Source organism: Acidimicrobiales bacterium (assembly GCA_040219515.1).
Lineage (GTDB): Bacteria > Actinomycetota > Acidimicrobiia > Acidimicrobiales > Aldehydirespiratoraceae > JAJRXC01.
Genome location: JAVJSI010000007.1, coordinates 96,887 through 120,268, shown reverse-complemented (window position 1 = coordinate 120,268; position 23,382 = coordinate 96,887). Strand labels below are relative to the sequence as shown.

The 23,382-nt window shown below is 68.8% G+C and carries 22 protein-coding genes and 1 pseudogene; 14 read left to right on the top strand and 9 right to left on the bottom strand.

Annotated elements, in window-relative coordinates:
• Nucleotides 1-65 precede the first annotated feature (65 nt).
• From RIB98_05050 to RIB98_05035, 4 genes are read left to right on the top strand one after another with little or no spacing between them, the layout of a single operon-like run.
• Nucleotides 66-1,226 (top strand): hypothetical protein, encoded by a 1,161-nt coding sequence (locus tag RIB98_05050; protein ID MEQ8840324.1) that lies wholly within the window; start codon nucleotides 66-68, stop codon nucleotides 1,224-1,226.
• Nucleotides 1,223-1,612: an OB-fold domain-containing protein gene (locus RIB98_05045; GenBank protein ID MEQ8840323.1), complete on the top strand. Its 390-nt coding sequence runs from the start codon at nucleotides 1,223-1,225 to the stop codon at nucleotides 1,610-1,612. The genes RIB98_05050 and RIB98_05045 overlap by 4 nt, the downstream gene beginning before the upstream one ends.
• Nucleotides 1,609-2,409 (top strand): enoyl-CoA hydratase/isomerase family protein, encoded by an 801-nt coding sequence (locus RIB98_05040; GenBank protein MEQ8840322.1) that lies wholly within the window; start codon nucleotides 1,609-1,611, stop codon nucleotides 2,407-2,409. The genes RIB98_05045 and RIB98_05040 overlap by 4 nt, the downstream gene beginning before the upstream one ends.
• Nucleotides 2,406-3,962 carry an AMP-binding protein gene (locus RIB98_05035; protein MEQ8840321.1) on the top strand — a complete coding sequence of 519 codons (1,557 nt, stop codon included), beginning with the start codon at nucleotides 2,406-2,408 and terminating at the stop codon, nucleotides 3,960-3,962. The genes RIB98_05040 and RIB98_05035 overlap by 4 nt, the downstream gene beginning before the upstream one ends.
• Before the next feature lie 13 nt (nucleotides 3,963-3,975).
• Here the strand turns inward: RIB98_05035 and RIB98_05030 are convergent, their stop codons facing one another.
• From RIB98_05030 to RIB98_05000, 7 genes are read right to left on the bottom strand one after another with little or no spacing between them, the layout of a single operon-like run.
• Nucleotides 3,976-4,746 (bottom strand): FCD domain-containing protein, encoded by a 771-nt coding sequence (locus RIB98_05030; GenBank protein ID MEQ8840320.1) that lies wholly within the window; start codon nucleotides 4,744-4,746, stop codon nucleotides 3,976-3,978.
• 44 nt (nucleotides 4,747-4,790) lie between these two features.
• Nucleotides 4,791-5,087: a hypothetical protein gene (locus RIB98_05025; protein ID MEQ8840319.1), complete on the bottom strand. Its 297-nt coding sequence runs from the start codon at nucleotides 5,085-5,087 to the stop codon at nucleotides 4,791-4,793.
• Nucleotides 5,088-5,273: a carboxymuconolactone decarboxylase family protein gene (locus tag RIB98_05020; GenBank protein ID MEQ8840318.1), complete on the bottom strand. Its 186-nt coding sequence runs from the start codon at nucleotides 5,271-5,273 to the stop codon at nucleotides 5,088-5,090.
• A 24-nt stretch (nucleotides 5,274-5,297) separates the two neighbouring features.
• The gene (locus RIB98_05015; protein MEQ8840317.1) at nucleotides 5,298-5,801 is read right to left on the bottom strand and encodes a nuclear transport factor 2 family protein; all 504 of its coding nucleotides are present in this window, start codon (nucleotides 5,799-5,801) and stop codon (nucleotides 5,298-5,300) included.
• Nucleotides 5,801-6,601, bottom strand: coding sequence for an SDR family NAD(P)-dependent oxidoreductase (locus RIB98_05010; GenBank protein MEQ8840316.1), 801 nt, complete (start codon nucleotides 6,599-6,601; stop codon nucleotides 5,801-5,803). Before RIB98_05010 ends, RIB98_05015 begins: the two co-directional genes overlap by 1 nt.
• Nucleotides 6,602-6,606: 5 nt before the next feature.
• Complete coding sequence (locus tag RIB98_05005) at nucleotides 6,607-7,353, bottom strand: SDR family oxidoreductase (GenBank protein ID MEQ8840315.1); 747 nt, start codon at nucleotides 7,351-7,353, stop codon at nucleotides 6,607-6,609.
• Nucleotides 7,353-9,068, bottom strand: coding sequence for an ABC transporter substrate-binding protein (locus RIB98_05000; GenBank protein MEQ8840314.1), 1,716 nt, complete (start codon nucleotides 9,066-9,068; stop codon nucleotides 7,353-7,355). The genes RIB98_05005 and RIB98_05000 overlap by 1 nt, the downstream gene beginning before the upstream one ends.
• Before the next feature lie 113 nt (nucleotides 9,069-9,181).
• On the opposite strand from RIB98_05000, the gene RIB98_04995 reads away from it, so the two are divergent.
• From RIB98_04995 to RIB98_04975, 5 genes and pseudogenes are all read left to right on the top strand, one after another.
• Nucleotides 9,182-9,742, top strand: coding sequence for a nuclear transport factor 2 family protein (locus tag RIB98_04995; GenBank protein ID MEQ8840313.1), 561 nt, complete (start codon nucleotides 9,182-9,184; stop codon nucleotides 9,740-9,742).
• Nucleotides 9,743-9,750: 8 nt separating this feature from the next.
• Nucleotides 9,751-10,515, top strand: coding sequence for an SDR family oxidoreductase (locus RIB98_04990; protein ID MEQ8840312.1), 765 nt, complete (start codon nucleotides 9,751-9,753; stop codon nucleotides 10,513-10,515).
• A gap of 5 nt (nucleotides 10,516-10,520) precedes the next feature.
• Nucleotides 10,521-11,477 carry an ABC transporter permease gene (locus RIB98_04985; GenBank protein ID MEQ8840311.1) on the top strand — a complete coding sequence of 319 codons (957 nt, stop codon included), beginning with the start codon at nucleotides 10,521-10,523 and terminating at the stop codon, nucleotides 11,475-11,477.
• Nucleotides 11,464-12,534, top strand: coding sequence for an ABC transporter permease (locus RIB98_04980; protein MEQ8840310.1), 1,071 nt, complete (start codon nucleotides 11,464-11,466; stop codon nucleotides 12,532-12,534). Before RIB98_04985 ends, RIB98_04980 begins: the two co-directional genes overlap by 14 nt.
• 55 nt (nucleotides 12,535-12,589) lie before the next feature.
• A pseudogene (locus RIB98_04975) lies at nucleotides 12,590-13,294 on the top strand (thioesterase family protein).
• On the opposite strand, the gene RIB98_04970 reads toward RIB98_04975, so the two are convergent.
• A complete protein-coding gene (locus RIB98_04970; GenBank protein MEQ8840309.1) occupies nucleotides 13,227-14,936 on the bottom strand; it encodes an MFS transporter in 1,710 nt (569 codons plus the stop codon). The pseudogene RIB98_04975 and the gene RIB98_04970 sit on opposite strands and share 68 nt — an antisense overlap.
• 30 nt (nucleotides 14,937-14,966) lie before the next feature.
• On the opposite strand from RIB98_04970, the gene RIB98_04965 reads away from it, so the two are divergent.
• From RIB98_04965 to RIB98_04945, 5 genes are all read left to right on the top strand, one after another.
• Nucleotides 14,967-15,596, top strand: coding sequence for a TetR/AcrR family transcriptional regulator (locus RIB98_04965; protein MEQ8840308.1), 630 nt, complete (start codon nucleotides 14,967-14,969; stop codon nucleotides 15,594-15,596).
• A gap of 89 nt (nucleotides 15,597-15,685) precedes the next feature.
• Entirely contained in the window at nucleotides 15,686-16,183 is a 498-nt protein-coding gene (locus tag RIB98_04960; protein ID MEQ8840307.1) for a sigma-70 family RNA polymerase sigma factor, read from the top strand.
• The gene (locus RIB98_04955) at nucleotides 16,180-17,418 is read left to right on the top strand and encodes a pectin acetylesterase-family hydrolase (GenBank protein MEQ8840306.1); all 1,239 of its coding nucleotides are present in this window, start codon (nucleotides 16,180-16,182) and stop codon (nucleotides 17,416-17,418) included. The genes RIB98_04960 and RIB98_04955 overlap by 4 nt, the downstream gene beginning before the upstream one ends.
• A complete protein-coding gene (locus RIB98_04950) occupies nucleotides 17,415-18,983 on the top strand; it encodes a DUF1800 domain-containing protein (protein ID MEQ8840305.1) in 1,569 nt (522 codons plus the stop codon). Before RIB98_04955 ends, RIB98_04950 begins: the two co-directional genes overlap by 4 nt.
• Nucleotides 18,984-18,991: 8 nt before the next feature.
• A complete protein-coding gene (locus tag RIB98_04945; GenBank protein MEQ8840304.1) occupies nucleotides 18,992-20,233 on the top strand; it encodes a DUF1501 domain-containing protein in 1,242 nt (413 codons plus the stop codon).
• Between the two features lie 11 nt (nucleotides 20,234-20,244).
• Here RIB98_04945 and RIB98_04940 read toward each other — a convergent pair whose 3' ends face one another.
• Nucleotides 20,245-23,373, bottom strand: coding sequence for a glycoside hydrolase family 2 TIM barrel-domain containing protein (locus RIB98_04940; protein ID MEQ8840303.1), 3,129 nt, complete (start codon nucleotides 23,371-23,373; stop codon nucleotides 20,245-20,247).
• Between the last annotated feature and the right edge of the window lie 9 nt (nucleotides 23,374-23,382).

Below are 23,382 nucleotides of genomic sequence, written 5' to 3'. Positions count from 1 at the left end.
CGGGCCCCGCGGCACCTACTGTATCTTCCAATGTTTAGAGGTTATGCTTCCGTGGGGATGAGAACGTGACGAGCTTGCCGTACCGCGACGCCTGCATCACCGGGGTCGGGTTCACCGAACTGTCGAAGAACTCCGGTCGCTCGGTGCTCGCCGTGGCTGCCGATGCCTGCCGGGCCGCCATCGCCGATGCCGGGCTCACGCCGGGCGACATCGACGGTGTGGTGACCTACCAGTACCTCGGGGACTCGGTGCCGGCCCAGGCGGTGGCCTCGGTGCTCGGCATGGGCACCCTCGCCCACACACTCGACTCGGGGCTCGCCGGGCAGGCGCCGTGCTACCTCACCACCCACGCCGCGTCGATGATCGGCATGGGCGTGGCCGAGAACATCGTGGTGTATCGAGCGCTCAACGGGCGCAGCGGGCAGCGGGTGGGGAGCGCCCGGGCGCCGGGCGATGCCGCCGACCTGCGCCACGACGCCGGGCTCACCGCGTATCCGCAGGCCATCGCCATGTGGGCCCGCCGGTTCATGATCGAGACCGGCGCGACCGAGGACGACCTCGCCGCGGTCACCATTGCGCAACGGGAGTGGGCGGCGCGCAACGAACGGGCGTTCCGGCGCACGCCGATGACGCTCGAGTTGCACCACGAATCCCCCTATGTGGCCGACCCGCTGAGGGCCGTCGACTGCACCACCGAGGTCGACGGCGGGTGCGCGCTGGTGCTCACCTCTTCGCGGGCCGCGCTCGATGCGCCGCATCCCGGTATCGGCATCGAAGCCGGTGCCTACTCGCTCGGTGGCGGCGGCGGGCTCGACATGGCCGACATGGCCACATGGCCCGACCTGAGCCGCAACTACACATCGCTGTTGGCCGACCGGCTCTGGGACATCGCCGGTCTGGGCCCCGCCGACGTCGACGTCGCCGAGCTCTACGATTGCTTCTCCAGCGTGGTGCTGTTCGCGCTCGAGGGCCTCGGATTCGCCGAACGCGGCGGCGCCGGCGACCTCGTTCGGTCGGGCGCGACGGCTCCCGGTGGCTCGCTGCCGACGAACACCAACGGTGGCCTCCTCAACGAGGGGTACCTCCACGGCATGAACACCGTGGCCGAGGCGGTGATCCAGCTCCAGGGTCGGGGCGGCGATCGCCAGGTGGCCGACGCCGAGGTCGCCGTGGTCACCTCGGGCGCATTGCAGGACGGGTCGGCGATGGTGTTGGTACGACGATGAGCGACGTGCAGTTCTTCCGGGACGGGATCGACGACGAGCGACTGCTCGTCCGGGTGTGTTCGTCGTGCGCCCGGGCCGCCTACCCACCGATGCCCGGCTGCCCCCACTGCGGACACGAACACGGTGCCGTCGTCGAGTCGTGTGGCCGCGGCACGCTCTACTCGTGGACCGTCTGCCACATCGCCTTCGACCCGGCCTTCGCCGACGAGACGCCCTATGTGGTCGGGCTCGTCGACGTACCCGAGGGCGCCCGCATCGTCGCCCGGGTGGCCGTGGACCCGGCCGATCTCGCCGACGGTCTTCCCCTTCAGGCCACCTACCCGCGCCTCGCCGACGGCGGCCGTCGACTGGAGTTCGTCGCCGAGACGGGGCGGGTGGCATCGTGACCGAACTCGTCGCGGTCGCCGACCGCACCACCGACCGGGGGGCCGTCGTCCGCACGCTCACCCTGCAACGGCCCGACAAGCTCAACCCGATCGACAAGGCGACGATCGCCGCACTCGAGGAACGGATCGAGCGCGCGTCGGACGATCCGGCCGTGCGCGTGGTCGTGGTCACCGGCGCCGGTCGGGCGTTCTCCGCCGGCGGCGATCTCGAGGGCTATGTCGAGCTCTATCGCGACGCAGCTGCGTTCCGGCGATTCCTCGAGACGTTCGGTCGGGTCTGCGATCAACTCGAGGCCGCCGACTTCGTGAGCATCGCGATGATCAACGGCGCCTGCGTCGCCGGCGGTCTCGAGCTCGCCCTCGCCTGTGATCTGCTCGTCGCCTCGTCGTCGGCCGCCATCGCCGACGGACACCTGAACTTCGGCCAGCTGCCGGGCGCGGGCGGGAGCCAGCGGCTCTGCCGGGCCGTCGGCCTGCAGCACGCGAAGGACCTGCTCCTCACCGGACGCACGATCACCGGTGACGAAGCGGCGGCCATCGGGCTCGTGGTCGCATCGGTGGCGCCCGACGAACTCGTCTCCCGCGTCGAGGCGATGGCCGATGATGTCGCCGGCCACAGCGCGTTGGCCGTGCGCCGGATGAGGGAGCTCATCCGCATCTCCCAGGAGATGGATCGGCCCGAGGCATTGCAAGCAGAGATGGACGTCGTCGAGGACTACGCGACCACCAGCGCGGATGCCACCGAAGGACTGGTCGCCTTCCTCGAGAAACGACCGCCGGAATGGAGAGGCGCATGACGCGGCCGGGATGGAACGACGACACGTTGTGGCAGCACTTCACCGCGCACGCGGCTGCGGACCCGCAGGCCCTGGCGGTCGTCGACCGCGAGGGTTCGCGTCGCCACAGCCGGGGCCAACTGCTCGCCGATTCGGTCGCTTTCGCCACCGCCCTCGAGCGTGACGGGCTGGTTCCCGGTGACGTGCTGTCGGTGCAGCTCCCCAATCGCTACGAGACGGCGGTCGTGGCCCTGGCCGCGCTGCGCTTGGGTCTGGTGATCAACACGCTGTTGCCGAACTATCGCGAGCGCGAGCTCGACCACATCTTCAGCACGGCGACACCCCGGGCGGTCGTGACGCCGGCCGTCCATCGTCGCTTCGACCATCGACCGATGATCGACTCGCTCCAGGGTGGGGGAGCGGGTCGGTTCTCCCATGTGGTGGTCGATGGCGACGAATTCCTCGACCAGCTGCGAGCCGACCCGCAGGACGCCTCGGCGATCACGGCGCCCGAGCCGGGGGCTTCGGCATGGTCCGAGCTCATCTTCAGCTCGGGCACCGAATCGACGCCGAAGGGCGTGCTGCACTCCGAGCAGACCACGAACGCCGGTGTGCGGTCGTTCCGGGAGTTCCTCGGGCTCGACGACGATGCGGTCGTCTGGATGCCCTCGCCCGTGGGCCACTCGACCGGGTTCAACTTCGGGCTGCGGTTCGCCCTCTTCCACGGTTTCCCGCTGATCCTGCAGGACGAGTGGGACCCTGCGATCGCCATCAGCCTGGTGCGTCGCTTCGGCGCCTCCTACACGCTGGCCGCCACCACGTTCCTCCAGGACCTCGTGCGGGTGCTCGGCGACCGCAACGAGCAACTCCCGGAGCTCACCTCCTTCGCCTGCGGTGGTGCGGCGGTGCCACCCGAGTTGGTCACGGCCGCCCGGCGACGTGGCATCGGTGTACAGCGTCTCTACGGGTCGACCGAGGCGCTGGTCGTGTCGTGCAATCGCCCCGACCGGCCCGAGGCGGCCCGGCTGCACACCGATGGCGTCGCCCTGCCCGGAGTCGCCATCCGCATCCGCGGCGACGACGGCGAACTCCTCGAACCGGGCGCACCCGGCGAGATCGAGGTCCAGAGCCCGCAGAACGCGCTCGGCTACTACGATGATCCCGAGCGCACCGCGGCGACCTTCCTCGACGACAACTGGGTGCGCAGCGGCGACCTCGGTGTGCTGGACGACGACGGATCCCTCTCGATCGTGGGCCGCAAGAAGGAGATCATCATCCGCGGTGGGCTGAACATCGCCCCTCGTGAGATCGAGGAGATGCTGCTCGACTTCGCAGAAGTCGAACGCTGTGCGGTGGTCGGTCTCGCCGACCCGCGGCTCGGCGAACGCATGGCTGCGTTCGTAACCCTGGTCGACGGTGCCCAACTCACGCTGGCAACCGCGGTCGAACGTCTCCGAGAGAAGGGGCTCGCCACCTACAAGCTGCCCGAGCTGCTCGAGGTGCTCGACGAGTTGCCCGCCACCGCATCGGGAAAGATCCAGAAACACCGGTTGCGCCGGGACTTCGACGCCTGACCGCGCCAGAGGGTCAGGACTCGCGCAGCGGTTCGGCCGAGACGAGCACGGACTGCCCCGAGAGCTGGTGTCGACCCGGGTCGTGGTTGTGGGCCTGCGCTGCGGCCGCGGCCTTCTCGGGATCGCCGGCCGCGATGTGGTCGATCATCTGACGGTGCTCTTCGAGCGATGCCTCACGGGTCGTGACCTCGGGGAAGGCACCGAAGTCGATCTTGTCGCCCGCGGTCTCCACCTGTCCCGACCAGAGCGCCTCGAGGGCGCCGACGATGACGACCAGGGGCTGGTTGCCGCATCCCTCGACCAGCACCTCGTGGAATCGGCGGGCGGCGCGGGCGAAGGCGGCGGGATCGTCGATGGCGACAGTGGACGCCGCCTGGATCTCCTCGAGTTCGGGGACCACGGTGGTGAGCCGGTCCTCGCGGCGGGCGCAGGCCGCGGCGCAGAGCGGCTCGACCTGGGCGATGGCCGACAGCACCTCGTCGACCTCGACCCCCCGGGATTCGAGAACCAGGCCCAGCATGTACCCGACCTTCTTCGTCTGCGGAACGTGGACGACCGAGCCGCCGACCTTTCCCCGCAGCACGGTGAGGAGGCCCTCGGTCTCGAGGATGCGAAGGGCTTCCCGAACCGACGGCAGACTGACGCGGTATTCCTCGACCAGTCGGTCCTGCGTGGGGAGCGACTCGGTTTCCGCGAACTCGCCGGCCAGGATCCGACCCCGGAGCTGGTTGGCGACGTCCTCGGCCAGGCGTGGCGATCGTCGTTGCGATTGGGGTCGGGCCATGACGTCAAATTACTAGATCATTGGTGTGGTTCCGGCGACGGCGGTCAGGTCGTGTCGAGGGCGAGCACGTGCGACAGGCGCCCGAACGCCAGATGGCGGCCGATCAGGGCGGTTGCCTCCACGATCTCGGCATCGCTGAGGATCGACCGAAGCCGGCCGTAGAACGCCGCGTCGAGAGAGTTGTGGTCCTCGACGAACCGCTCGGCGTACTCGATCAGTATCCGTTCCCGGTCGCTGAATCCGGGCCAGTCCGGCCACATCAGGACGTGATTGATCGCGTCCTCGTCCTCTTCGGACCACAGATCGTCAGATCCCGCAGACTGCGAGACACGGGACTGCATTCAATAGTGGCACCCGTTGATGACCACGACCCGCATGCGGGCCAGTTCCTGCTCGCGCACCGAGAGCAGGCTGTCGGTGTAGAGGGCCACGGCCAGCTGGGTGAGCGCGGCGCCCACCGCCGGCTTGTGCTGCCAGATGCGTTCGCGTTCGAGGCCGTCGCCGTCGGGAATGCCGATGTGTGCCATGTTCGTCCTTTCGGGACCGGACGCTCAGGACCGGAGCTGGTCGGGGAGGGGAGTGATGCCGGTGGCGGCCCATTCGAGTGCGTCGAGACGCATCCAGTCGCACACGTGGGTCCGGTCGCTGACCCGCCAGCCGTCGGCGGTACGGGTCAGGACGTCCTGGTACCGGAGGCCCCGCGTCCGCATGCGGGGCCCCGAGTCGGGCCGGTCGACGAGATAGGCCACCGCATAGGTCTCCGACCAGCCCGTGTCGCCGTCGATCCGGACCACGTGATTCGAGATCTGATGCTGGGAGAGCTGGAGGTTCTGGATGTCGACCGGGTAGTCGATCTTGCCCCGGCCGGCGACGAAGTCGATGATCGCCTCGAGGCCGGGCCCGACCGCCTTGCCGTCGAAGTCGGCGACGGCGTCGGCCGAGAAGACCTGATCGAGCCGGTCGAACTCGCGATGATCGATGGCGATGAAGTACGCCGTCACCGTGTCGAGTATGGCGAGTCGGTCGCGGAGGTACTGGTCGGTGGGTGCGTTCATCAGCCGAGGATCCTCGTCATGCGGTCGCGGGCCGGCGCCCGGGCGTCGTCGTCGGGGAACACGAACAGTTCGTTGTTCCGCACCCCGGCCATGATGGTATCGACCACCTGGTCGGCGCTCTGGGCCGAGTCTCGCGCCGCGTTGATGCGATCCTGCTCGGCCGTGCCGGTGCTCGACGCGGCCGGGGATCCGTAGCGGGCGGGCCGGGTGGTCTCGGCCTGCGCGAAGTTGGTGGCGACCGCCGACGGGCAGGGCGCGGTGACCCCGATGGGCGCACCGACATCGGCGAGGTCGCCCGCAAGCGACTCCGAGATCGCGGCGACGGCATGTTTCGTCGCGCAATAGATTCCGTAGCGAGCCGCGGCCAGGAAACCGGCCATCGAGCAGGTGTTGACGACGTGTCCCGGCTCACCGCCGGCGATCATGCGGGGCACGAACGCCTCGATGCCGTGGATCACGCCCCACACGTTGACGCCGAGCACCCATTCCCAGTCGGCGTGCGTCGCCTCCAGCAGCGAGGTGCGCACGGTCACCCCTGCGTTGTTGCACAGCAGATGAACACCGCCGCAGGTCTCGAACACCTCGGCGGCGAGCGTGAGCATGGCCCCGTGATCCGAGACGTCGACGACGCGAGGGAGGACGGACTCGCCGAGATCGGCGACCGCGCCCTCGAGTCGGTCCCGCTGGACATCGGTGGCCACGACTTGCATGCCGAGACCCACCAGGCGATGGCACAACGCCAGTCCGATGCCGCTGGCCGCGCCGGTGACGACGGCGACCCGACCGTCGAAGTCCTCCATGATGATCAGATCGAGGGCGACGTGCCACCGTCGACCTCGATCGTCTGACCCATGACATAGGACGACTCGTCGCCGGCGAGCCATGCGATCACGTCGGCGATCTCCCTGGGTTCACCGATGCGCCCGGTGAGCGAGAGGCCGCCCATGGCGTCGATCTCGTCGGGCGTGCGATTGCGGCGCATCAGCGGGGTGCGGATCGGACCCGGGGCGACCGCGTTGACACGGATGCCGTCGCCGCCGTGGTCGATGGCGAGGGCGCGGGTGAGCGCGACCACCCCGGCCTTGGCCGCGACATAGCCCGGGTTCGCCTTCATCCCGCGCACGCCGGCACCCGAGGAGACGTTGATGATGGCGCCACCCGGCCCGATGTGGGGGATCGCGGCTCGACACATCAGGAACGTGCTCGTCAGGTTGAGGGCCAGCATGGTGTTCCATTCGGCCAGGTCGAGGTCGAGCACGGTCTTGCCCGGCCGACTCCCGCCGACGACGTTGACCAGCACGTCGAGCCGACCGAACTGTTCGATCGTCTCGTCGACGGCAGCCTGAGTGGCCGCTTCGTCAGTGACGTCAGTGACGACCGTGTGCACCGGGGTCGGATTGGCGCCGTCGGCGATCTCCGCCGCGGTGGCGACCAGCGCCTCCTGCGCGACGTCGACGAGGGTGAGCCGGTAGCCGGCATCGGCCAGGCGAAGTGCGGTCGCCTGGCCGATGCCGTCTCCGGCCCCCGTCACGATGGCGACGGGAGCCGGCATCACCCGGCGAAGGTGGCGTCGTCGAAGAGCACCACCGACCCGACCGTCAGCTCGGCCCCGTCGAGATCCGGGTTCATGAGGATGAAGTCCGAGGTTGCTTGGAGGGACAACAACGGGACGTCCTCGGTGTACGCCGTGGCGATGCCATCGACGATCGCCTGGATCTCGTCGGGGCCGGCCGACGACGCACCGGCGAGGAGTGCGCCGACCTCGTCGTTCTCGTAGCCACCGAAGTTGCCGCCCAGTCCGTTGAGGGCCGGGTTGAAGTCGCGGTTCATCGCGAACAGTGGTGCTTCGTCGGCAATGGTCAGGCCCCAGCAGGCGAGATCGAAGTCCTTCTGCACGATGATCGCGCTGATGTTGGCCTGGATGTCACGCTGGTCCTCGATGACCGGAGCGAACCCGGCCGCTTCGAGCATCGCGCCCACCGCGGTACCCCAGGCGGGGAGACCGTCGTGGCAGGCGATGCGGATCGTGCCGTCCCAACCTTCGGCCTTGACCTCGTCGACCAGCTGTGTGGCGAGATCGAGGTCGTACTGCGGCCCTTCGATGCCGTTGAACCAGCTGCTCTCCTCGTGGATGAGCGAGGTCGACATGCGACCGGCGCCCTCGAACGCCCGCTCGTTGAGTGTGTCGAGGTTGATCGCGGCGGCCACGGCCTGACGGATACGCAGGTCGTTGGCGATCGACTCGACGCGGGGGGTCGCGCCGGCTTCCTCGCCCTCACAGATGGCGGCGTCCTCGGCTTCACCGGTGCACGTCACACGTACACCGTTGTTCATGAGGATCACGCCGCCCGCGGAGTAGACCGCCTCGAATCCGTCGAAGCCGTCGTCTCGGGCCTGGTTGATCGCGGCGTCGTCGCGCAGGAACGCTGCCTGGAACTGTCCGCTCTTGAAGGTCTCGTAGGTGGCCGAGGCCCCGGCCACGAACACGAAGCGGAGTTCGCCGATGGCGGGTGCACCGCCCCAGTAGTCGGGGTTGGCCGTCAGCGTGACCGCCTCGTTGGGCAGGAAGCTGTCGATCACGTAGGGGCCGACACCGGCACCCTGCGGATTGGTCGGGAAGTCCTCGCCCATTGCCTCGACGGCTGCGGGGTTCACGATCATCCCCGGTGCCGACGCGAGTGAGAAGGGCAGCGACGCGAACGGCGACTCGAACCCGAACACCACGGTGTGGTCGTCGGTGGCCTCCATCGAGGCGATCGGGGTGACCAGGCCCGCCGTACGAGAGTTGTTCTCGATGTGACGATTGATGCTGGCGATCACGGCATCGGCCGTGAGCGGTGTGCCGTCGCTGAACTCGACCTCGGGTCGCAGCGCCAGGGTCCACTCGGTGAAGTCGTCATTGGCGGTGAGCGACTCGGCCACGTGGGGCTCGTACTCGCCCGTTTCGGGAATCCAGCGCATGAGGACGTCGTAGATTGCCGCGTTCTCCATGCCACCGGCGAGACCGGTGCTGCTCTGGATGATCGGGTCGAGCCCCTGCGATTCGGCGAACACGCCGATGGTGATCGAATCGGCACTCTCGCCATCGCTGTCGCCGGTGTCGCTGTCGCCGGAGTCGGAGTCGGAGTCGGAACCCGTGTCGGTGTCGGCGGAATCGGTCGGGTCATCGGTCGGCGTGGCACTGTCGTCCCCGCACGATGCGCCGAACATCGCCAGAACGGCGACCATTCCCAACACGCGCAGCCGTAGGTGTCGTGTGACTTTCATGGTGTGTCCCCCTGAGATTTTGCAGCCGCTGTTCGGCGAGCTGTACTATTGTGTAATAAGTAAAAGATAAAATCAAGAACGCATATCCGGGGGACGGATGAGGGGAGAACGACATGACCGATGACGAGTTGGCGATGCTCTTGGACGTGGTCAACGAGGCCGAGGCGCCGCGAACGTCGCTCGAGGAGCGCCTGCAGTTGGCCGAGGACCATCGTGCGATCACCGACCGGGTCATGGAATACGGCTGGCTGTGCGACGCTCGCCGATGGGACGAACTGCTCGCGATCTACACCGACGACTTCGAGCGGGTGCTCGCCGGCACCCTCGTCGAGCGCATCTCGGGCAAGGAGAACATGCGGGCGGTCTACGAGGCGCCGGTGTTGCCGCGCGCCGATGGCAAGCCCGGTGGCCCACCGCCGGCCGACGAGGTGAACTCGCTCGAGATCCGGCACCTGATCCATCCGCCCGTCGTGCGCGTCGGCGATGACAACCAGACCGCGACCGCGGCGACCTGCTACAGCATCGTCGCCACCAGCGGGGACGGCGACGACTTCCGGCGCGGGGTGCACGAGGGCGGCTACATCTTCGGCTTCCGCCGGGATCCCGACGTCTGGCGGTTCTGCAGCATGACGGTGATCAGCGAGAACGCCCGCAACCCGATGTTCCAGCGATAGCTCGGCCGATGGGGATGACACGCTTCGAGGGCAACGTCGCGCTGGTCACCGGCGCCGGGCGCGGTATCGGTCGCGCGACGGCCACCCGGCTCGCCCGTGAGGGTGCGACCGTCGTCGTCAACGACGTCGACGCCGCCGCGGTGGCCGACACCGTCGCCGCGTTGACCGACGAACCGGGCACCGCGGTCGCGGGGGTCGCCGACGTGACCGACGAGAGCGCCATCAATGCGCTCGTCGCACGGGTCGTCGCCGACCACGGGAAGATCGACATCCTGGTGAACAACGCGGGCGGCGCGATGCCAGGGTCGCGCTGGGTCCCGGTCGCCGACACCACCACCGGGGAGTGGAACAGCTTCCTCGCCCTCAACCTCACGTCGGCTTTCCTCTGCGCCCGTGCGGTCATCCCGTCGATGATCGACGGTGGCTACGGCCGCATCGTCTGCGTCAACTCGATCTCCGGCGAGAACGGCCAACGGGCCGGAGCCGGCTATGCCGCCGGCAAGGCCGGACTCGTCGGGTTGGTTGCCTCGCTCGCGAAGGAACTCGGGCCTCACGGTGTGGCGGTCAACGGCATCACGGTCGGCAACGCGCCGCACCCGAGCCGCACCGCCGACCGTCAGGAGTTGCTCGACGAGTGGGTGCACCTCGGTCGAGTCGGGTCCTACGACGAGTTCGCCGCCGCGATCGCTTTCCTCTGTTCGGCCGACGCCTCCTACCTCTCGGGTGCGTTCCTCGCCACCGATGGCGGCTTCCACCGGTTCAACATGCTGTGAGCCCGATGGTCCGGCTCGTCGCCTCGAGACTTCTTCGGCTGATCCCGGTACTCGTCATCGTGAGCATCGGCACGTTTCTCATGGTCGACCTCGTGCCGGGCGACCCGGCCGAACAGGTGCTCGGCCCGAACAGCACCCGCGACGAGTATCTGCGGGTCCGCGAGTCGATGGGCCTCGACGAACCGATGGTCGAGCGCTACCTCGACTGGGTCGGCGGTGCACTCCAGGGCGACCTCGGTCGCAACCTCGTGCCGCCGGTCGAGGATGTGAGCACCCGCCTGGTGCGTGCCTTCCCGGTCAACATCGAACTGGCCGTCTTGGCCTTGGTCATGGCCCTCGCGGTGTCCGTTCCGCTCGCCATGTGGACGGCGCAGAAGCCCGACAGCCGCATCGACCGGATCGCCACGTCGGGCACGTTCGCCGTGATTGCCGTGCCACCCTTTCTCGCCAGCATCGTGCTGGTCCTCGTCTTCGCGATCTATTTCCCGGTGTTCCCGCTCGGCCAGTGGGTCCGGCCCAGCGACGGGGGTTGGGCATCGAATCTCCACCACGCCTTCCTGCCCGCGCTGACCCTGGCGCTGCCGGAGATGGCCACGTTCACCAGAGTGCTGCGCAGTGACATGATCACCACCCTCCAGGAGGACTACATCCAGGCGGCGCGCGGCAAGGGGCTCCCGCAACGGCTGATCGTCCTGCGGCACGCGCTCCGACCGTCGTCGTTCTCGTTGATCACGCTCGTCGGCGTGAGCATCGGGCGGCTGATGGGCGGCACGATCGTCATCGAACAGGTCTTCTCGTTGCCCGGTGTCGGTCGGGTGGTGGTCGACGGCGCGCGTCAGAGCGACTTCACGGTCGTGCAGAGCGGCGTGTTGGCGATCGCAGTGGTCTATGTGGTCGTCGGGTTCGTCGTCGACATCGCCTACGGCTATCTGGACCCCAGGGTGAGTCATGCAGGTCGTTGATCCTTCGGGACCCGAGGTCCTCACGACCCGCACACGGGTCCGGCGAGCGCTGCCACGCGCGGTCGCATGCGCGTTCGCCGGTGTCGCGTTGATCTTCCTCACGCTCGACCCGTTCGGTGCGCTCGCCATGACCCTCAAGGGTCCGCTCGTGCTGTTCGGACTGTTACTCATCGGTCGGGCGGTCGGTATTGCCGGCGTCGCGTGGCGTGGGCCGACCTTCGACACCGGACTGGTGCTGTCGATCGGATGGATCGTGGCGCTGGGCCTTGCCGCGACGTTCGCCGGATTGCTTCCGTTGAGCGAACATGTCGACACGGTGGCGACGCTCAACGAGCCGGGCAAGGCTCACCCCGATCTGCTGTCGGCGCACCCCTTCGGTACCAACAACTTCGGCCTCGACATCCTGGCCCGGTCGATCTACGGCGCCCGTGTCAGCCTCCTGACCGCCGTCGTCGGTGTGGTCGGCAGCCTCCTCATCGGTGGCACCGTGGGCCTCATCGCCGGGTATCGGCGAGGGCGAATCGACGCCGCCGTCGGCATCGTGACCGACAGCTTCCTGGCCTTCCCCGCGCTCGTGATGTTGATCGCGCTCGCCACCGTGCTCGGGCCACCGGCCACCGCGTCGTCGGCGATCCTCAAGACCGGCGTCTCGTTGGCCATCACGAGCATGCCCGTCATGGCCCGCCTGGTGCGGGCCAACACCATGTCGGTGGCCCAACGCGAGTTCGTGCAGGCCAGTTGGGTGATCGGGGCGAGACAGCGTCGCATTCTCTTCCGGGAGATCCTCCCGTCGGTTGCGGTGCCGGTGGTCGCGTACGCCTTCGTGATGGCGGCCGTGCTGATCGTCGCCGAAGGTTCGCTCGCCTACCTCGGACTGGGACTCCAGCCGCCCGAGCCGACCTGGGGCAACATGATCGCCGAGGCGGACTTCACGACCCTGCGCGAGCATCCGCACATCGCGCTGGTGCCCGGGGTGTTCCTTTTCCTCAGCGTCTACAGCATGAGCCGGATCGGTGACCGCCTCGGCCTGTCCCATCGCGACGAGTCGCTCCTCTAGATCGGTGGGGCGACCGCTAGCGTCGGCGCATGCGCCGAACTCGAGCACTGATCCGATGACGGAACCGGCGCTCTACGAACGCGAGGGCGACGGCTTCGTCGGGACCGTGGCCACCACCGGCGGCTGGAGTCCCGACGCACAGAGCGGGGGCGCGGTGCTCGCCCTACTCGGTCATGTCATCGAGGACATCGACACCCTCGCTCCAATGAGCGTCAGCCGGCTCACCGCCGACTTCGTGCGCCCCGTGCCGGTCGGGGAGCGCCTGCGAATCGATCACGAGATCGTTCGTGAGGGCAAGAAGATCCAGGTGGTCGATCTGACGGTCACCTCCGCGCACGCGGAGCACGTCCGGGCACGGGTGCTGCGGATCCGCGACGCCGACATGAGCGGCACCGATGGTGCCCCCGCGTCGACGACCGATCAGAACCCTGCCGCGACGATGCCGGAGCCCGAGGAGCTGGTCGGCATGGAGGGGATGGCCACCTTCGCCGAGTTCCTCCGCACGGGAGTCGACTTCCGTCGGACCGACCCGGCCGTGCACGACGTGAGCGGGATCTGGTTGCGGTTGAGGGTCCCGGTGGTCGCGGGGGAGCCGGTGCGGGCGACGTCACGAGTGACGGTGCCGATGGACCTCGTGAACCTGATCGGCGTGCAGTTCACCAGCAACCGCTTCACCGCGATCAATCCCGACGTCAACGCCCACGTCCTGCGCCCGCCGGTGGGCGAATGGATCGCCCTTGTCGGCGGGACCCATTTCGACTACGGGAACGGTCACGGCGTGTCGACGGCGACGATGAGCGATGCGCAGGGGTTCTTTGGTCTGTCGTCGACGTCGCAGGTGGTTCAAGCCCGACAGTGACCGCGTCGGTCGTGGGGTTGCCTCGCACGATCAGGAAGACCACCGCGGCGGCGACGAGCGCGACGCCCACCCACATCGACTGCACCCAGCCGTCGACGAACGCGTTCTTGGCGGCGTCGATGATGGCAGGGCCGTTGTCGCCGGCGCGGCCGGCGACGGCGAATGCGCTGCCGATGCCCTCGCGGGCGGGCTCGGCGAACTCCTCGGGAATGCCGACGAGGTGCGGATCGATGCTCGACTCGTAGCGCGCGGTGAGGATCGAACCGAGCAGGGCCACACCGAGGGCACCGCCGAGCTCACGGGTGGTGTCGTTGAGCGCCGAGGCCACGCCCTGCTTGTCCTCGGGCAGGGTCTCGGTGATGGCGGCGGTGGAGGGCGTCATGGTGATGCCCATACCGAGGCCGATGATCATCAGGCCGGGCAGGATCGACAGGTAGCCGCCGTCGACCGACGCCCGAAGGGCCAGGGTCATGAGTCCGAATCCGGCGATGGACGCGCCGACGAGCATGGCGTTGCGGGTGCCGACCCGGTTGGTGAACCAGGGGGCGAGCACGGCGGAGGTGGGCATCATCACGACCGCCATGGGGAGCAGGGCGACCGCGGACTTCAGTGCCGACCAGCCGATCACAGCCTGGAAGAAGGGGAACAGCACCAGGAAGATGCCGAACATGACGGCGAACACGGCCATGAGGGTGACGGCGCCCGCGGTGAGCGTGCGGTTGCGAAACACCCGGACATCGAGGAGCGGATCGACCTGGCGCCGTTCCCAGATCACGAAGCCGATGGCCCCGATCACGCCGACGATCATCGAGACGACGGTGATCGTGGCCGTCCAGCCCTGCTCGGGACCCTCGTGGATCCCGAGGACGAGTCCGCCGATGGCGAGCATGGAGAGGATCGAGCCGACGACGTCGAAGCGATGCTCGGTGTGTTCGGCCGAGTTCGGGACGTGGCGGACGGTCATGTAGGCGGAGTAGGCGACGAGCACGGCGGGGATGGCGAAGAGCCAGCGCCAGGTGAGGATGTCGACCATGAACGAGGCGGCGAAGAGTCCGACCAGCCCACCGCTGCCGGCCACGCCGGCCCACACGCCGATGGCCTGAGCCCGGTCCTCGTCGGAGAAGCTCGAGGTGATGACCGACAATGTGACGGGCATGATCATGGCGGCGCCGACGCCGGCGAGAACGCGAGCGGCGATCATCATGGTCGTGGTGGTGGCCACGCCGGCGCCGAGGCTGGCGATGGCGAAGACCGCGAGGCCGGCGAGCAGCACGTACTTGCGACCCCAGCGGTCGCCCATGGCGCCGATCGGCATGAGCAGCGCGGCGAGAGCGACGGTGTAGCCGTTGATGATCCAGAGGATGGCGCCCTGCGAGGCACCGAGATCGATCGCCAGCTGCTGCTGGGCGACGTTCAGGCCCGACACCGATGCCATCACGGCCATGAGGGCGGTGCACGTGGCGAGGAGGATGTTGCGCTGGCGGCGCTTGTCCGTCACGATCGCAGCGGGGTTCGAGAGGGCTTCGGGGGATGGAGTGGTCATAACAAGACGAAACGGTATCGTACTGTTTGCATGGGTACGAGCGCGATCGACATGACTTCCGACACACCATCGGGGACCGACAGCCCGGACGACACGGCGGCCACCGACCCGCGCATCACCCGCAGTCGGGCCAAGCTGCTCGATGCCGCCACCGAACTCCTGGTCGACTCGGGCGCGAGATCGGTCACGGTCGATGCCGTCGTGGAGCGATCGGGTGTCGCGAAGTCGACCCTTTATCGACATTGGCCGTCACGGACCGAGCTGCTCACCGACGTGATGCGCTCGAACGCACCCGAGATCGCGGTACCGGATCTTCGCGACGGATTCGAGCCCGCCCTGCGGGCCCTCGTGGCCCAGGTCGCCGCCACGCTGGCCGACCCTCGCTGGGCGCGCATCCTGCCGGCGATGTTCGCGCTCAAGCAGCAGATCCCCGAGGTCGACGAGCTGACCGCCCAGGATCAGGAGGAGAAGCTCGCAGCGCTGCGGGTCGTGCTGGAGCTGGGCGCCGACGAGGGTGTGTTGCCGGCGGGACTCGACGTCGAGATCGTCGGTTTCCAGCTCATCGGGCCGCTCGTGCTTGCTGCGCTCGCGGGCAGCCAGGTGGACACCGGGGCATTGGCCGACCACCTGCTCGATCGGTTCCTCGCGTCCTACCGCTGAGCAAGAAAATCTTGGGCATTCGGCAGGGAAACGGTCCGCTCGTGACTTCAGGGGTCGTGTGCGCTCCAGCTCCCGACCGGGGGCGCTGAATGGAATCCGATGACGAATTCGAGGAGTGGTATCGCCGGACCCGGCCACTCGTCGTGCGCGTCGTCACCGTCGCCTGCGGCGGCCGAGCGGAGATCGCGGCCGAGGCCACCGACGAGGCGATGGTTCGGGCCTTCGAACGCTGGCGGCGGGTCCGCGAGATGGGACGGCCCGACCGATGGGCGATCACGGTGGCACTCAACGTCGCCCGGCGGCGGTTCCGTCGTCAGGCGCACGAGGGTCGGTTGCTCTCGCTCGGTCGGCAACGCGTCGCCACTCCGTCGTTCGAGGGCGCGACCGCCGATGCGATCTCGGTGTGGGCGGTACTGGACGACTTGCCGCCGCGAACCCGTGAACTGGTGGCGCTCCGCTATGTCGCCGATCTCGGTGAGGCGGAGATCGCGTCCCTTCTCGACCTGTCGGAGGGCACGGTGAGCGCCGCGCTGTCGCGAGCGCGACAGCGCCTTCGTCACGCCCTCGGATCCGAGGATCTGCCGTGACTGACCCGCTGGATCGGCCGGGGCGCAACGAACTCATCGAAGGGCTCGAGGCGATCGCGACTCCCGACGCTCCTCCCATGGCGGAGCTGCGACGCCGTCGACGCAACCGGAGGGTGCGACGACGCGGGGGGGCGCTGGTTGTCGCATTGGCGGTTGTCGGAGGCCTCGCCGTTGCGCTCCCGGCATCGGAGACCGAGGTCGAAACGGCTGCGTTTCCCGAGGGCCTGTTGACCTTGCCGTCGGCAGCCGTTGCGGTCGACGACGACGGAGCGGGCGTTGCCGGCTCCGCGGCGTGGACCTGGCGGCCGGCCGACTCCCTCCAGGCCCGTGACGGTTCGACGACAGGGGTGGCGTTGCGCCGCAATGCCGAGTCGAGCGACGTGCTCGTCTATCTACTCGACGGCGGCATCTGCCTCGACGCCGAGACCTGTGACCGCCACGACGCCGACTACGACGCCGAGGACTTCGCCCGCGACACTGCCGAGGGCGGCCTGCTCAGCCAGGGGGTCTTCGACGTCGACGAGGGTTACTTCCGCGACTGGAACGTGGTGGCGATCCCCAACGCCAACGGGGATCTGCACCTCGGCCGGTCGGCCGACCCGGCAGCGGCGGGCGACGCGACACAGCACTTCGTCGGGGCCCAGAACGTGGCTCGCGTGCTCCGGTCGATCGCCGGCCAGGAGGACGCCAGGGTGGATCGTGTCCTTCTTGCCGGGTCGGGAGCGGGTGGCCTGGGGGTCTACGGGACCATCGGGCGACTCCGGGAGATCTTTCCGACGACGGAGATCGCTGCACTCATCGACGGCGCGCCGCTTCCGGGGTCGGCCCGCCTCCCGTCGATGTGTCTGGCCGAACAGTGGGATGCGCGATGGAACCTCGGACCGCCCGATCGTTGGATCGCCCCGGTGCCTCCTGCGACGATCGGGTTCTCGGCCTTCTACGCCCAACTCGCCGACCGGCATCCGGATGTTCGCTTCGGGCTCGCCGCCACTCGCGTCCCGGGCCGCCTGGCCGAGGTACTGGCCGCCGAGCCCGCGGCCTGTGATCCGCTCGGCGACGACGCCACGGCGCAATGGCCCTCGCTCATCGATGCTCTCGGTCCCGACGTCGATGCGCTCCTCAACTGGAGCGTGGCGACCTTCGACCGGGCCGAGCCGGTTCTCGCGGCGCCACTCGACGACGCCGACACCGGACGCCTTCACGCCGTACTCGACGAACTGCTGGAGACTCCATGACCACCGAAACCCCGATCGCCGACGACGGCATTGACGAGATCGACGAGATCGACGAGAGAGGCGAGAGAGGCGAGAGAGTGGATCGTCGATCGCTGCTCCGTCGCCCATTGCCGATGATGGCGGCGGCCCTTGCGGCAGCCATCGGCGCCGGTTGTGACATCACGGATTCGACGTTCGACGCCGACCGTCATCTCGTCCAGCGGTTGACGTTCGGCGCCGATCCCGACACACGCGCCCGGTTGGCCGCCGTGGGGCGCGACGCGTGGGTCGACGAGCAGTTCGCCGTCGATCTGCTCGACACCACAGCCGTCGACGCCAAGCTCGCCGAGCTACCGGCGCTGTCGATGTCCACAGGTCAGCTGCTCGCGAACTACTCGGGCGGGTCGAGCAGCACCGCCGCCGGAGCACAGCTGAAACTGGCGTCGCTCATCCGTATGGTCCACAGCCCCGCCCAGCTGCACGAACGCATGGTCGAGTTCTGGTCCGATCACTTCAATGTCCCGGCGATCAACCCCCAGCTGAACCTGCTCAAGATCATCGAGGACCGCGAAGTGATCCGCCCGCACGCACTGGGCCGGTTCGCCGACCTCCTGGTCGCCTCGGCGCAGAGCCCGGCGATGCTCGTCTACCTCGACAATGCCCGGTCCTCGGCCGGCGCCATCAACGAGAACTACGGCCGGGAGCTGCTCGAGCTCCACACGGTGGGCGTGAACGGCGGCTACGACGAGGACGATGTGGTCGCCACGGCGCGATTGCTCACCGGCTGGACGGTCGATCCCGACACCGGCGAGTTCTGGTTCCGTCCCGCGCGCCACGACCCCGCCGCGCTGTCGATACTCGACTGGTCGCGGCCGGCCGGCGGTGACCCGCTCGCGCACGGCGAGGACTTCCTCCGTCATCTCGCGGTGCTGCCGAGCACCGCCGACTTCGTGTGTCGAAAGATCGCCGTCCGCTTCGTGAGCGACACGCCCTCGCCCGGCTTGGTGCAGGCAATGGCCGACGCATGGCTCGCCCACGACTCCGACATCGAGCCCGTACTGCGGGCCATGATCGACCACGCCGACTTCGACGCGGCGCCCCGGAAGTTCCGGCGTCCGCTGGACTATCTGGCGATGATCGCGCGTGCGGCGCAGGCCGACATCGTGCCGACGACCGAGGTCGGTGACCTCGTGGCTCTCTATTCGGCGCTCGTCGGGCTCGGGCAGGCGCCGTTCGAGTGGCCGGCGCCCAACGGCTACCCCGATGTGGCCGGACCCTGGTCGAACAGTGGTTCGCTGCTCAACCGTTGGAATCTCGCCGCCGACATCATCAGCGGCTACTACGCCGGCATCCAGCCGGACGGTTCGGCGATTCTCGCCCAGTCCGATGGGCGGACCCGGTCGGAGATCTACGCCGTCGTCGCGGGCGAACTGCTCGACGAGACCCCGACCGAACAGGGCGTCGTCGTGCTCGACCAGGTGACGGGATGGGATGAGGAAACGGTTCCGTCGTTGCCCGAGATCCGCGAGGCGCTGCCGCTGATCGCGTTGACCGTTCTCGCATCCACCCACGCCCAGTACCGCTGAGGAGAACCATGACGAACTCGACCTCCACACCCACCCTCACCGGAATCATCGGCGATCGCGTCGGGGCAACCGCGATGAACCGCCGCACATTCATGGCTGCCGGCGCCGCGGTCGGGGTGGCTTCTGCGGTGCAGGTGCGCCTCGGCACCCGCCCGGCGGGGGCGGCCACCTCTCCGACCGGACGCATGGTTGTCGTGTATCTGCGCGGCGGCCAGGACCACTTGTCGGTGACCGTTCCCTTCACCGAGTCGGCGTACTACGACCAACGCCCGACCATCGCGATTCCCGACTCGGCGGTCCTCGATCTCGACGGCACGTTCGGGTTTCACCCGGTCATGACGGGACTGCACTCGCTCTATCAGGCGGGACAGGTCGGTGTGGTGGTGGCAGCGGGGAACCCGGCGGGCAACCGGAGCCACTTCGTGGCCCAGGATCTGTCGGAGCTCGGCGCCGACGAGTACCCCGACGACGGTCAGGGTTGGGTCGCCCGCCACCTCGGCGGCGCGGTCAGCGGTGAGTCATTCCGAGCCGTCTCGATGGGGGATCTCGTCGCCTCGAGTCTGCGCGGCTACCCGGCCCTCGCGGTGTCGTCGTTGGACACCTTCGGACTGGGCGGGCGCAGCGGCTTGACCGCCGGTCGCGAGGACCTGTTCCGGATGCTCTACTACGGCGACGAACCGATCGAGCGGCTCGGGCACCAGGCGCTCGATGCGGCGGGTGCCGCCTCCACGCTCACGGGCTCGACCGAGGTCGATCCGCTGCGGCGCCAGTTCGCCGATCTTGCGGTGTTGCTCGAGGCCGATCTGGGCATCGAGGTGGCAACTGTCGACATCGGCGGATGGGACACCCACGGGCCGATGGGCACGGCGTCGGCCGGCGACATGCGAAACCTCCTGGGCGTGCTCGACGTCTCCCTCAGCGATTTCATTGCCGACCTCGATCAGCGAGGGCAGGACGACGTGACGGTCGTCGTGATGACCGAGTTCGGTCGGCGGGTCGAGGAGAACGGCTCCGGCGGGACCGATCACGGCTGGGGTAGCGCGATGTTGGTCCTGGGTTCGGGGGTGGTCGGTGGGGTGCACGGGACGTGGCCCGGAATCGACCCGGCGACGGTGGCACCGCGTTTCGACGTCCCCGTCACCACGGACTTCCGCGACGTTCTCGGCGAGGTCGCGTCGTCGGTGCTCGGCACCGATCCAGCCTCGCTGTTTCCCGACCACACGGCGCAGCCGGTCGGGGTCATGGTCTGACCCGACTCGCGCTATCGCGGCACCACGAGTTGCCAGCGCAGGTGGTGCACCCCCGGGCGCACCCGATGCTCCGGGAGGGTGTCGGGTCCGCAGGCGCCGGTCCCGAGCCCCCGTACCGCCGCATCGATGTGGATCTCGGTCTGGTCCCCTCGTTCGAGGTCGGCCAGCGTGGTCGCCGCCGTGAGCGCAGCGTCGCTGTGTCGACGGGCCGAGAAGCCGAAGCGGTCGTCGGCCTCGATGCGCACCCGGTCTCGGCCGTCTCGCAGTTGAACCCATCGTGTGTCGACGTGGTGGCCGTGCTCCTGGGGGTACACATAGGAGTGGTACTGGTCGTCGATGCTCGATGACCAGGTACCGACCGTGGCCGCGGCCCGTCGGTCGGGATAGGTCTCGTGGGGCCCGGGGCCGAACCATCGGAGTTCGTCGAAGCGGCCGTCGACCGGGAAGCTGACGCCGACCCGCGGGATGTCGCTCCACTCGTCGGGCACGGTGATCGTGTCCTCGAACCGCACGCGTCCGTGGGGCTCGATGCGGACGACAGTGTGGTGGTCCGCGTGGGCGCCGGGGCCGACGAGGCGACGGCGCAGGCGGAGGGTGAGGCCACGGTCGTCGTGGCGGTCGTCGTCGTCGATCGTGACTCCCTGCGGCTCGACCTCGAGCCGGTCGAGACCCCACTCGAGCCAGCGGTTGCGAACCCCGACGACTTCGGCCATCCAGCTCTGGGCGACCCCGTCGTTGTCGGTCGGGGCGCGCCACAGGGTCGCCACGATCGGCCCGGTCACCAGTGCCCGACCGTGGAGGTCGATGGCACTGATCGTGGCGGCGTCGCGGTCGAGGCGGACCGTGACCGGGCCGGTGGTCACGGTGTCGCCGTCGACTCGCGCCCGGCGTCCGGTGCGCGGGGCGATGACCTCACGGGGGCGCGTGGGCAGCGGGAGTTGTTCGGTGCTGACCACGTGACCCCGATCGGCCCACGAGGTGGCGGTGGCCAGGGCGAATCGCAGGGTGAGGAACGCCTCGTCGCCTCGGTGGTGGGCCGTGGCCCGCGGGATCGTCACGACCTTCGACGAGCGCGGTGCGATGGTCGGCAGGTCCACTCGGCCTCGCTCCACCACCTCGCCGTCCACGGCCACCTCCCAGTTGCATCGCAGGTCGCTGAGGTCGGTGAACCAGCGATGGTTGTGGATGCGCACCTTGCGGCCACTCTCGGCCGTGGCGCGAGCCGGGCGATGGCACCACGCCACTTCCGCCAGCGCGGGATGGGGCTCCCCGTCGGGGCCGACGAGGCCGTTGATGCAGAAGTTCGCGTCGTTGGGCTCGTCACCGAAGTGGCCGCCGTAGGCCCAGTAGAAGCGACCCTGCTCGTCGGTCTCGGCGAGGCCCTGGTCCTTCCAGTCCCAGATGAATCCGCCCTGGAGCGCCGGGTGGGACTCGAAGGCCCGCCAGTAGTCGGCCAACGAACCGTTGGAGTTGCCCATGGCGTGGGAGTATTCACACAGGATCATCGGCCGGTCGTCGGCGCCGGTCGCCTCGGCCCATTCGGCCCACCGCTCGATCAGCGAGATCGAGGGATACATCGGACAGATGATGTCGCTCGTCATACGTTCGGATGCGTCGGGCGCGACGGTGTGGCGAGCCGTCGTGCTCCCGGTGCCGTGCTTGACCCGGGTGAGGAGCGATCCCTCGTACTGCACGAATCGCGTCGGGTCGACGGCGCGCACCCAGGCCGCCGCCGCGTCGTGGGCTGCACCGTGGCCGGCCTCGTTGCCGAGCGACCAGCCGATGACGCAGGGGTGGTTCCGGTCGCGCAGCACCATGCGTTGCACCCGGCTGACGATGGCACCGTGGTAGCGGACGTCGTGGCACAAAGAGTCCTGGCGGCCGTGTGACTCGACGTTGGCCTCGTCGATGACGTAGAGGCCGAGTTCGTCGCAGAGATCGAGCAGCGCCGGGTCGTTCGGGTAGTGGGCGGTGCGCACTGCGTTGATGTTGTGCTGCAGCATCGTCACGAGGTCGGCTCGCAGGTCGTCGCGTGACTGCGTCTTGCCCGTCACCGGGTGATGGTCGTGGCGGTTCACACCGTTGATCAGCACGGGTCGGCCGTTGACGAGGAGTCGCCGTTCGCCGACCTCGACTCGCCGGAACCCGACCCACACCTCGGTGGCGTCCACGGCCTTGCCGTCGGGGTTGCGGAGTTCGATGGCCACTCGGTACCGGCGCGGCGACTCTGCCGACCAGGGTTCGACCGCCCCGAGGTCGAGCCATGTCACTGACCGGCAGCCCTCGAAGCCCTGGGTGGCGAGATACGCATCGAGGCCGAAGCCCGCAATGGGCGCGTCGACGTCCGCCTCGGCCGCGCCGCCCGGGACGGATCGACCCCGCTCGTCGAACATGTGCACGGCGGTCGACCAGCCCGGCCCGATGCCTGCCGACTCGCCGCCGACCCGGGCGGTGACCGAGAGCGTGCCGGCGCCCGTGGTCGGGTCGAAGTCGGCAGTGGTGGCCACGTCGGCGAGGTGCACCGGCGGCGTCGAGCGCAGGGACACGCCGCGATGAAGTCCACCGTGCCACCAATGGTCCTGATCCTCGATCCACGTGGAGTCGCTGTAGCGCACGACCATCACCGCGAGCACGTTCGCGCCCGGCACGAGATGACCGGTCAGCTCGAACTCGCTCGCCAGCCTCGAGTCCTTGCCCACGCCGACGAAGCGGCCGTTACACGAGACGATGGCGACGGACTCGGCGCCGCCGACGTGCAGGATGGTCCGCCGCGTGGCCCAGCCGCGCGGGATCGTGAAAGTCGTGCGGTAGAGGCCGGTCGGGTTGCGGGCCGGAGTCGCCGGCGGCTCGAGCGGCCACGGCATCTGCACGTTGGTGTAGTGCGGCAGGTCACCGGTGTCCTGCCTGGTCCAGCTCCCGGGCACTTCGATGGATCGCCAGCCGCGTCCCCGCCGGGTGCGGGCATCCCAGCCGGCCGGCGCCGCGGTCGGGTGGCCGACCAGCAGGAAGTTCCACGTGCCGTCGAGCGAGCGTGTCCAGCGATCGTCGGTGGGCAGCGGGGCACGAGCCGGGAGTCGGTTGATCTCGAACGTCTCCGGCAGTTCCCACCACGCGATCCCTGGAAACGCGATGTCTGGCATCAGGTATGT

What these genes read in the sequence shown, in the direction of transcription:
- RIB98_04965 (MEQ8840308.1), top strand. Translation starts at nt 14,967, where the DNA reads ATGGGTACGAGCGCGATCGACATGACTTCCGACACACCATCGGGGACC.
- RIB98_05020 (MEQ8840318.1), bottom strand. Translation starts at nt 5,273, where the DNA reads ATGGCACACATCGGCATTCCCGACGGCGACGGCCTCGAACGCGAACGC.
- RIB98_04940 (MEQ8840303.1), bottom strand. Translation starts at nt 23,373, where the DNA reads ATGCCAGACATCGCGTTTCCAGGGATCGCGTGGTGGGAACTGCCGGAG.
- RIB98_05045 (MEQ8840323.1), top strand. Translation starts at nt 1,223, where the DNA reads ATGAGCGACGTGCAGTTCTTCCGGGACGGGATCGACGACGAGCGACTG.
- RIB98_05000 (MEQ8840314.1), bottom strand. Translation starts at nt 9,068, where the DNA reads ATGAAAGTCACACGACACCTACGGCTGCGCGTGTTGGGAATGGTCGCC.
- RIB98_05025 (MEQ8840319.1), bottom strand. Translation starts at nt 5,087, where the DNA reads ATGCAGTCCCGTGTCTCGCAGTCTGCGGGATCTGACGATCTGTGGTCC.
- RIB98_04985 (MEQ8840311.1), top strand. Translation starts at nt 10,521, where the DNA reads ATGGTCCGGCTCGTCGCCTCGAGACTTCTTCGGCTGATCCCGGTACTC.
- RIB98_04960 (MEQ8840307.1), top strand. Translation starts at nt 15,686, where the DNA reads ATGGAATCCGATGACGAATTCGAGGAGTGGTATCGCCGGACCCGGCCA.
- RIB98_04970 (MEQ8840309.1), bottom strand. Translation starts at nt 14,936, where the DNA reads ATGACCACTCCATCCCCCGAAGCCCTCTCGAACCCCGCTGCGATCGTG.
- RIB98_04995 (MEQ8840313.1), top strand. Translation starts at nt 9,182, where the DNA reads ATGACCGATGACGAGTTGGCGATGCTCTTGGACGTGGTCAACGAGGCC.
- RIB98_05015 (MEQ8840317.1), bottom strand. Translation starts at nt 5,801, where the DNA reads ATGAACGCACCCACCGACCAGTACCTCCGCGACCGACTCGCCATACTC.
- RIB98_04990 (MEQ8840312.1), top strand. Translation starts at nt 9,751, where the DNA reads ATGGGGATGACACGCTTCGAGGGCAACGTCGCGCTGGTCACCGGCGCC.
- RIB98_05010 (MEQ8840316.1), bottom strand. Translation starts at nt 6,601, where the DNA reads ATGGAGGACTTCGACGGTCGGGTCGCCGTCGTCACCGGCGCGGCCAGC.
- RIB98_04950 (MEQ8840305.1), top strand. Translation starts at nt 17,415, where the DNA reads ATGACCACCGAAACCCCGATCGCCGACGACGGCATTGACGAGATCGAC.
- RIB98_05030 (MEQ8840320.1), bottom strand. Translation starts at nt 4,746, where the DNA reads ATGGCCCGACCCCAATCGCAACGACGATCGCCACGCCTGGCCGAGGAC.
- RIB98_04945 (MEQ8840304.1), top strand. Translation starts at nt 18,992, where the DNA reads ATGACGAACTCGACCTCCACACCCACCCTCACCGGAATCATCGGCGAT.
- RIB98_04980 (MEQ8840310.1), top strand. Translation starts at nt 11,464, where the DNA reads ATGCAGGTCGTTGATCCTTCGGGACCCGAGGTCCTCACGACCCGCACA.
- RIB98_05035 (MEQ8840321.1), top strand. Translation starts at nt 2,406, where the DNA reads ATGACGCGGCCGGGATGGAACGACGACACGTTGTGGCAGCACTTCACC.
- RIB98_05005 (MEQ8840315.1), bottom strand. Translation starts at nt 7,353, where the DNA reads ATGCCGGCTCCCGTCGCCATCGTGACGGGGGCCGGAGACGGCATCGGC.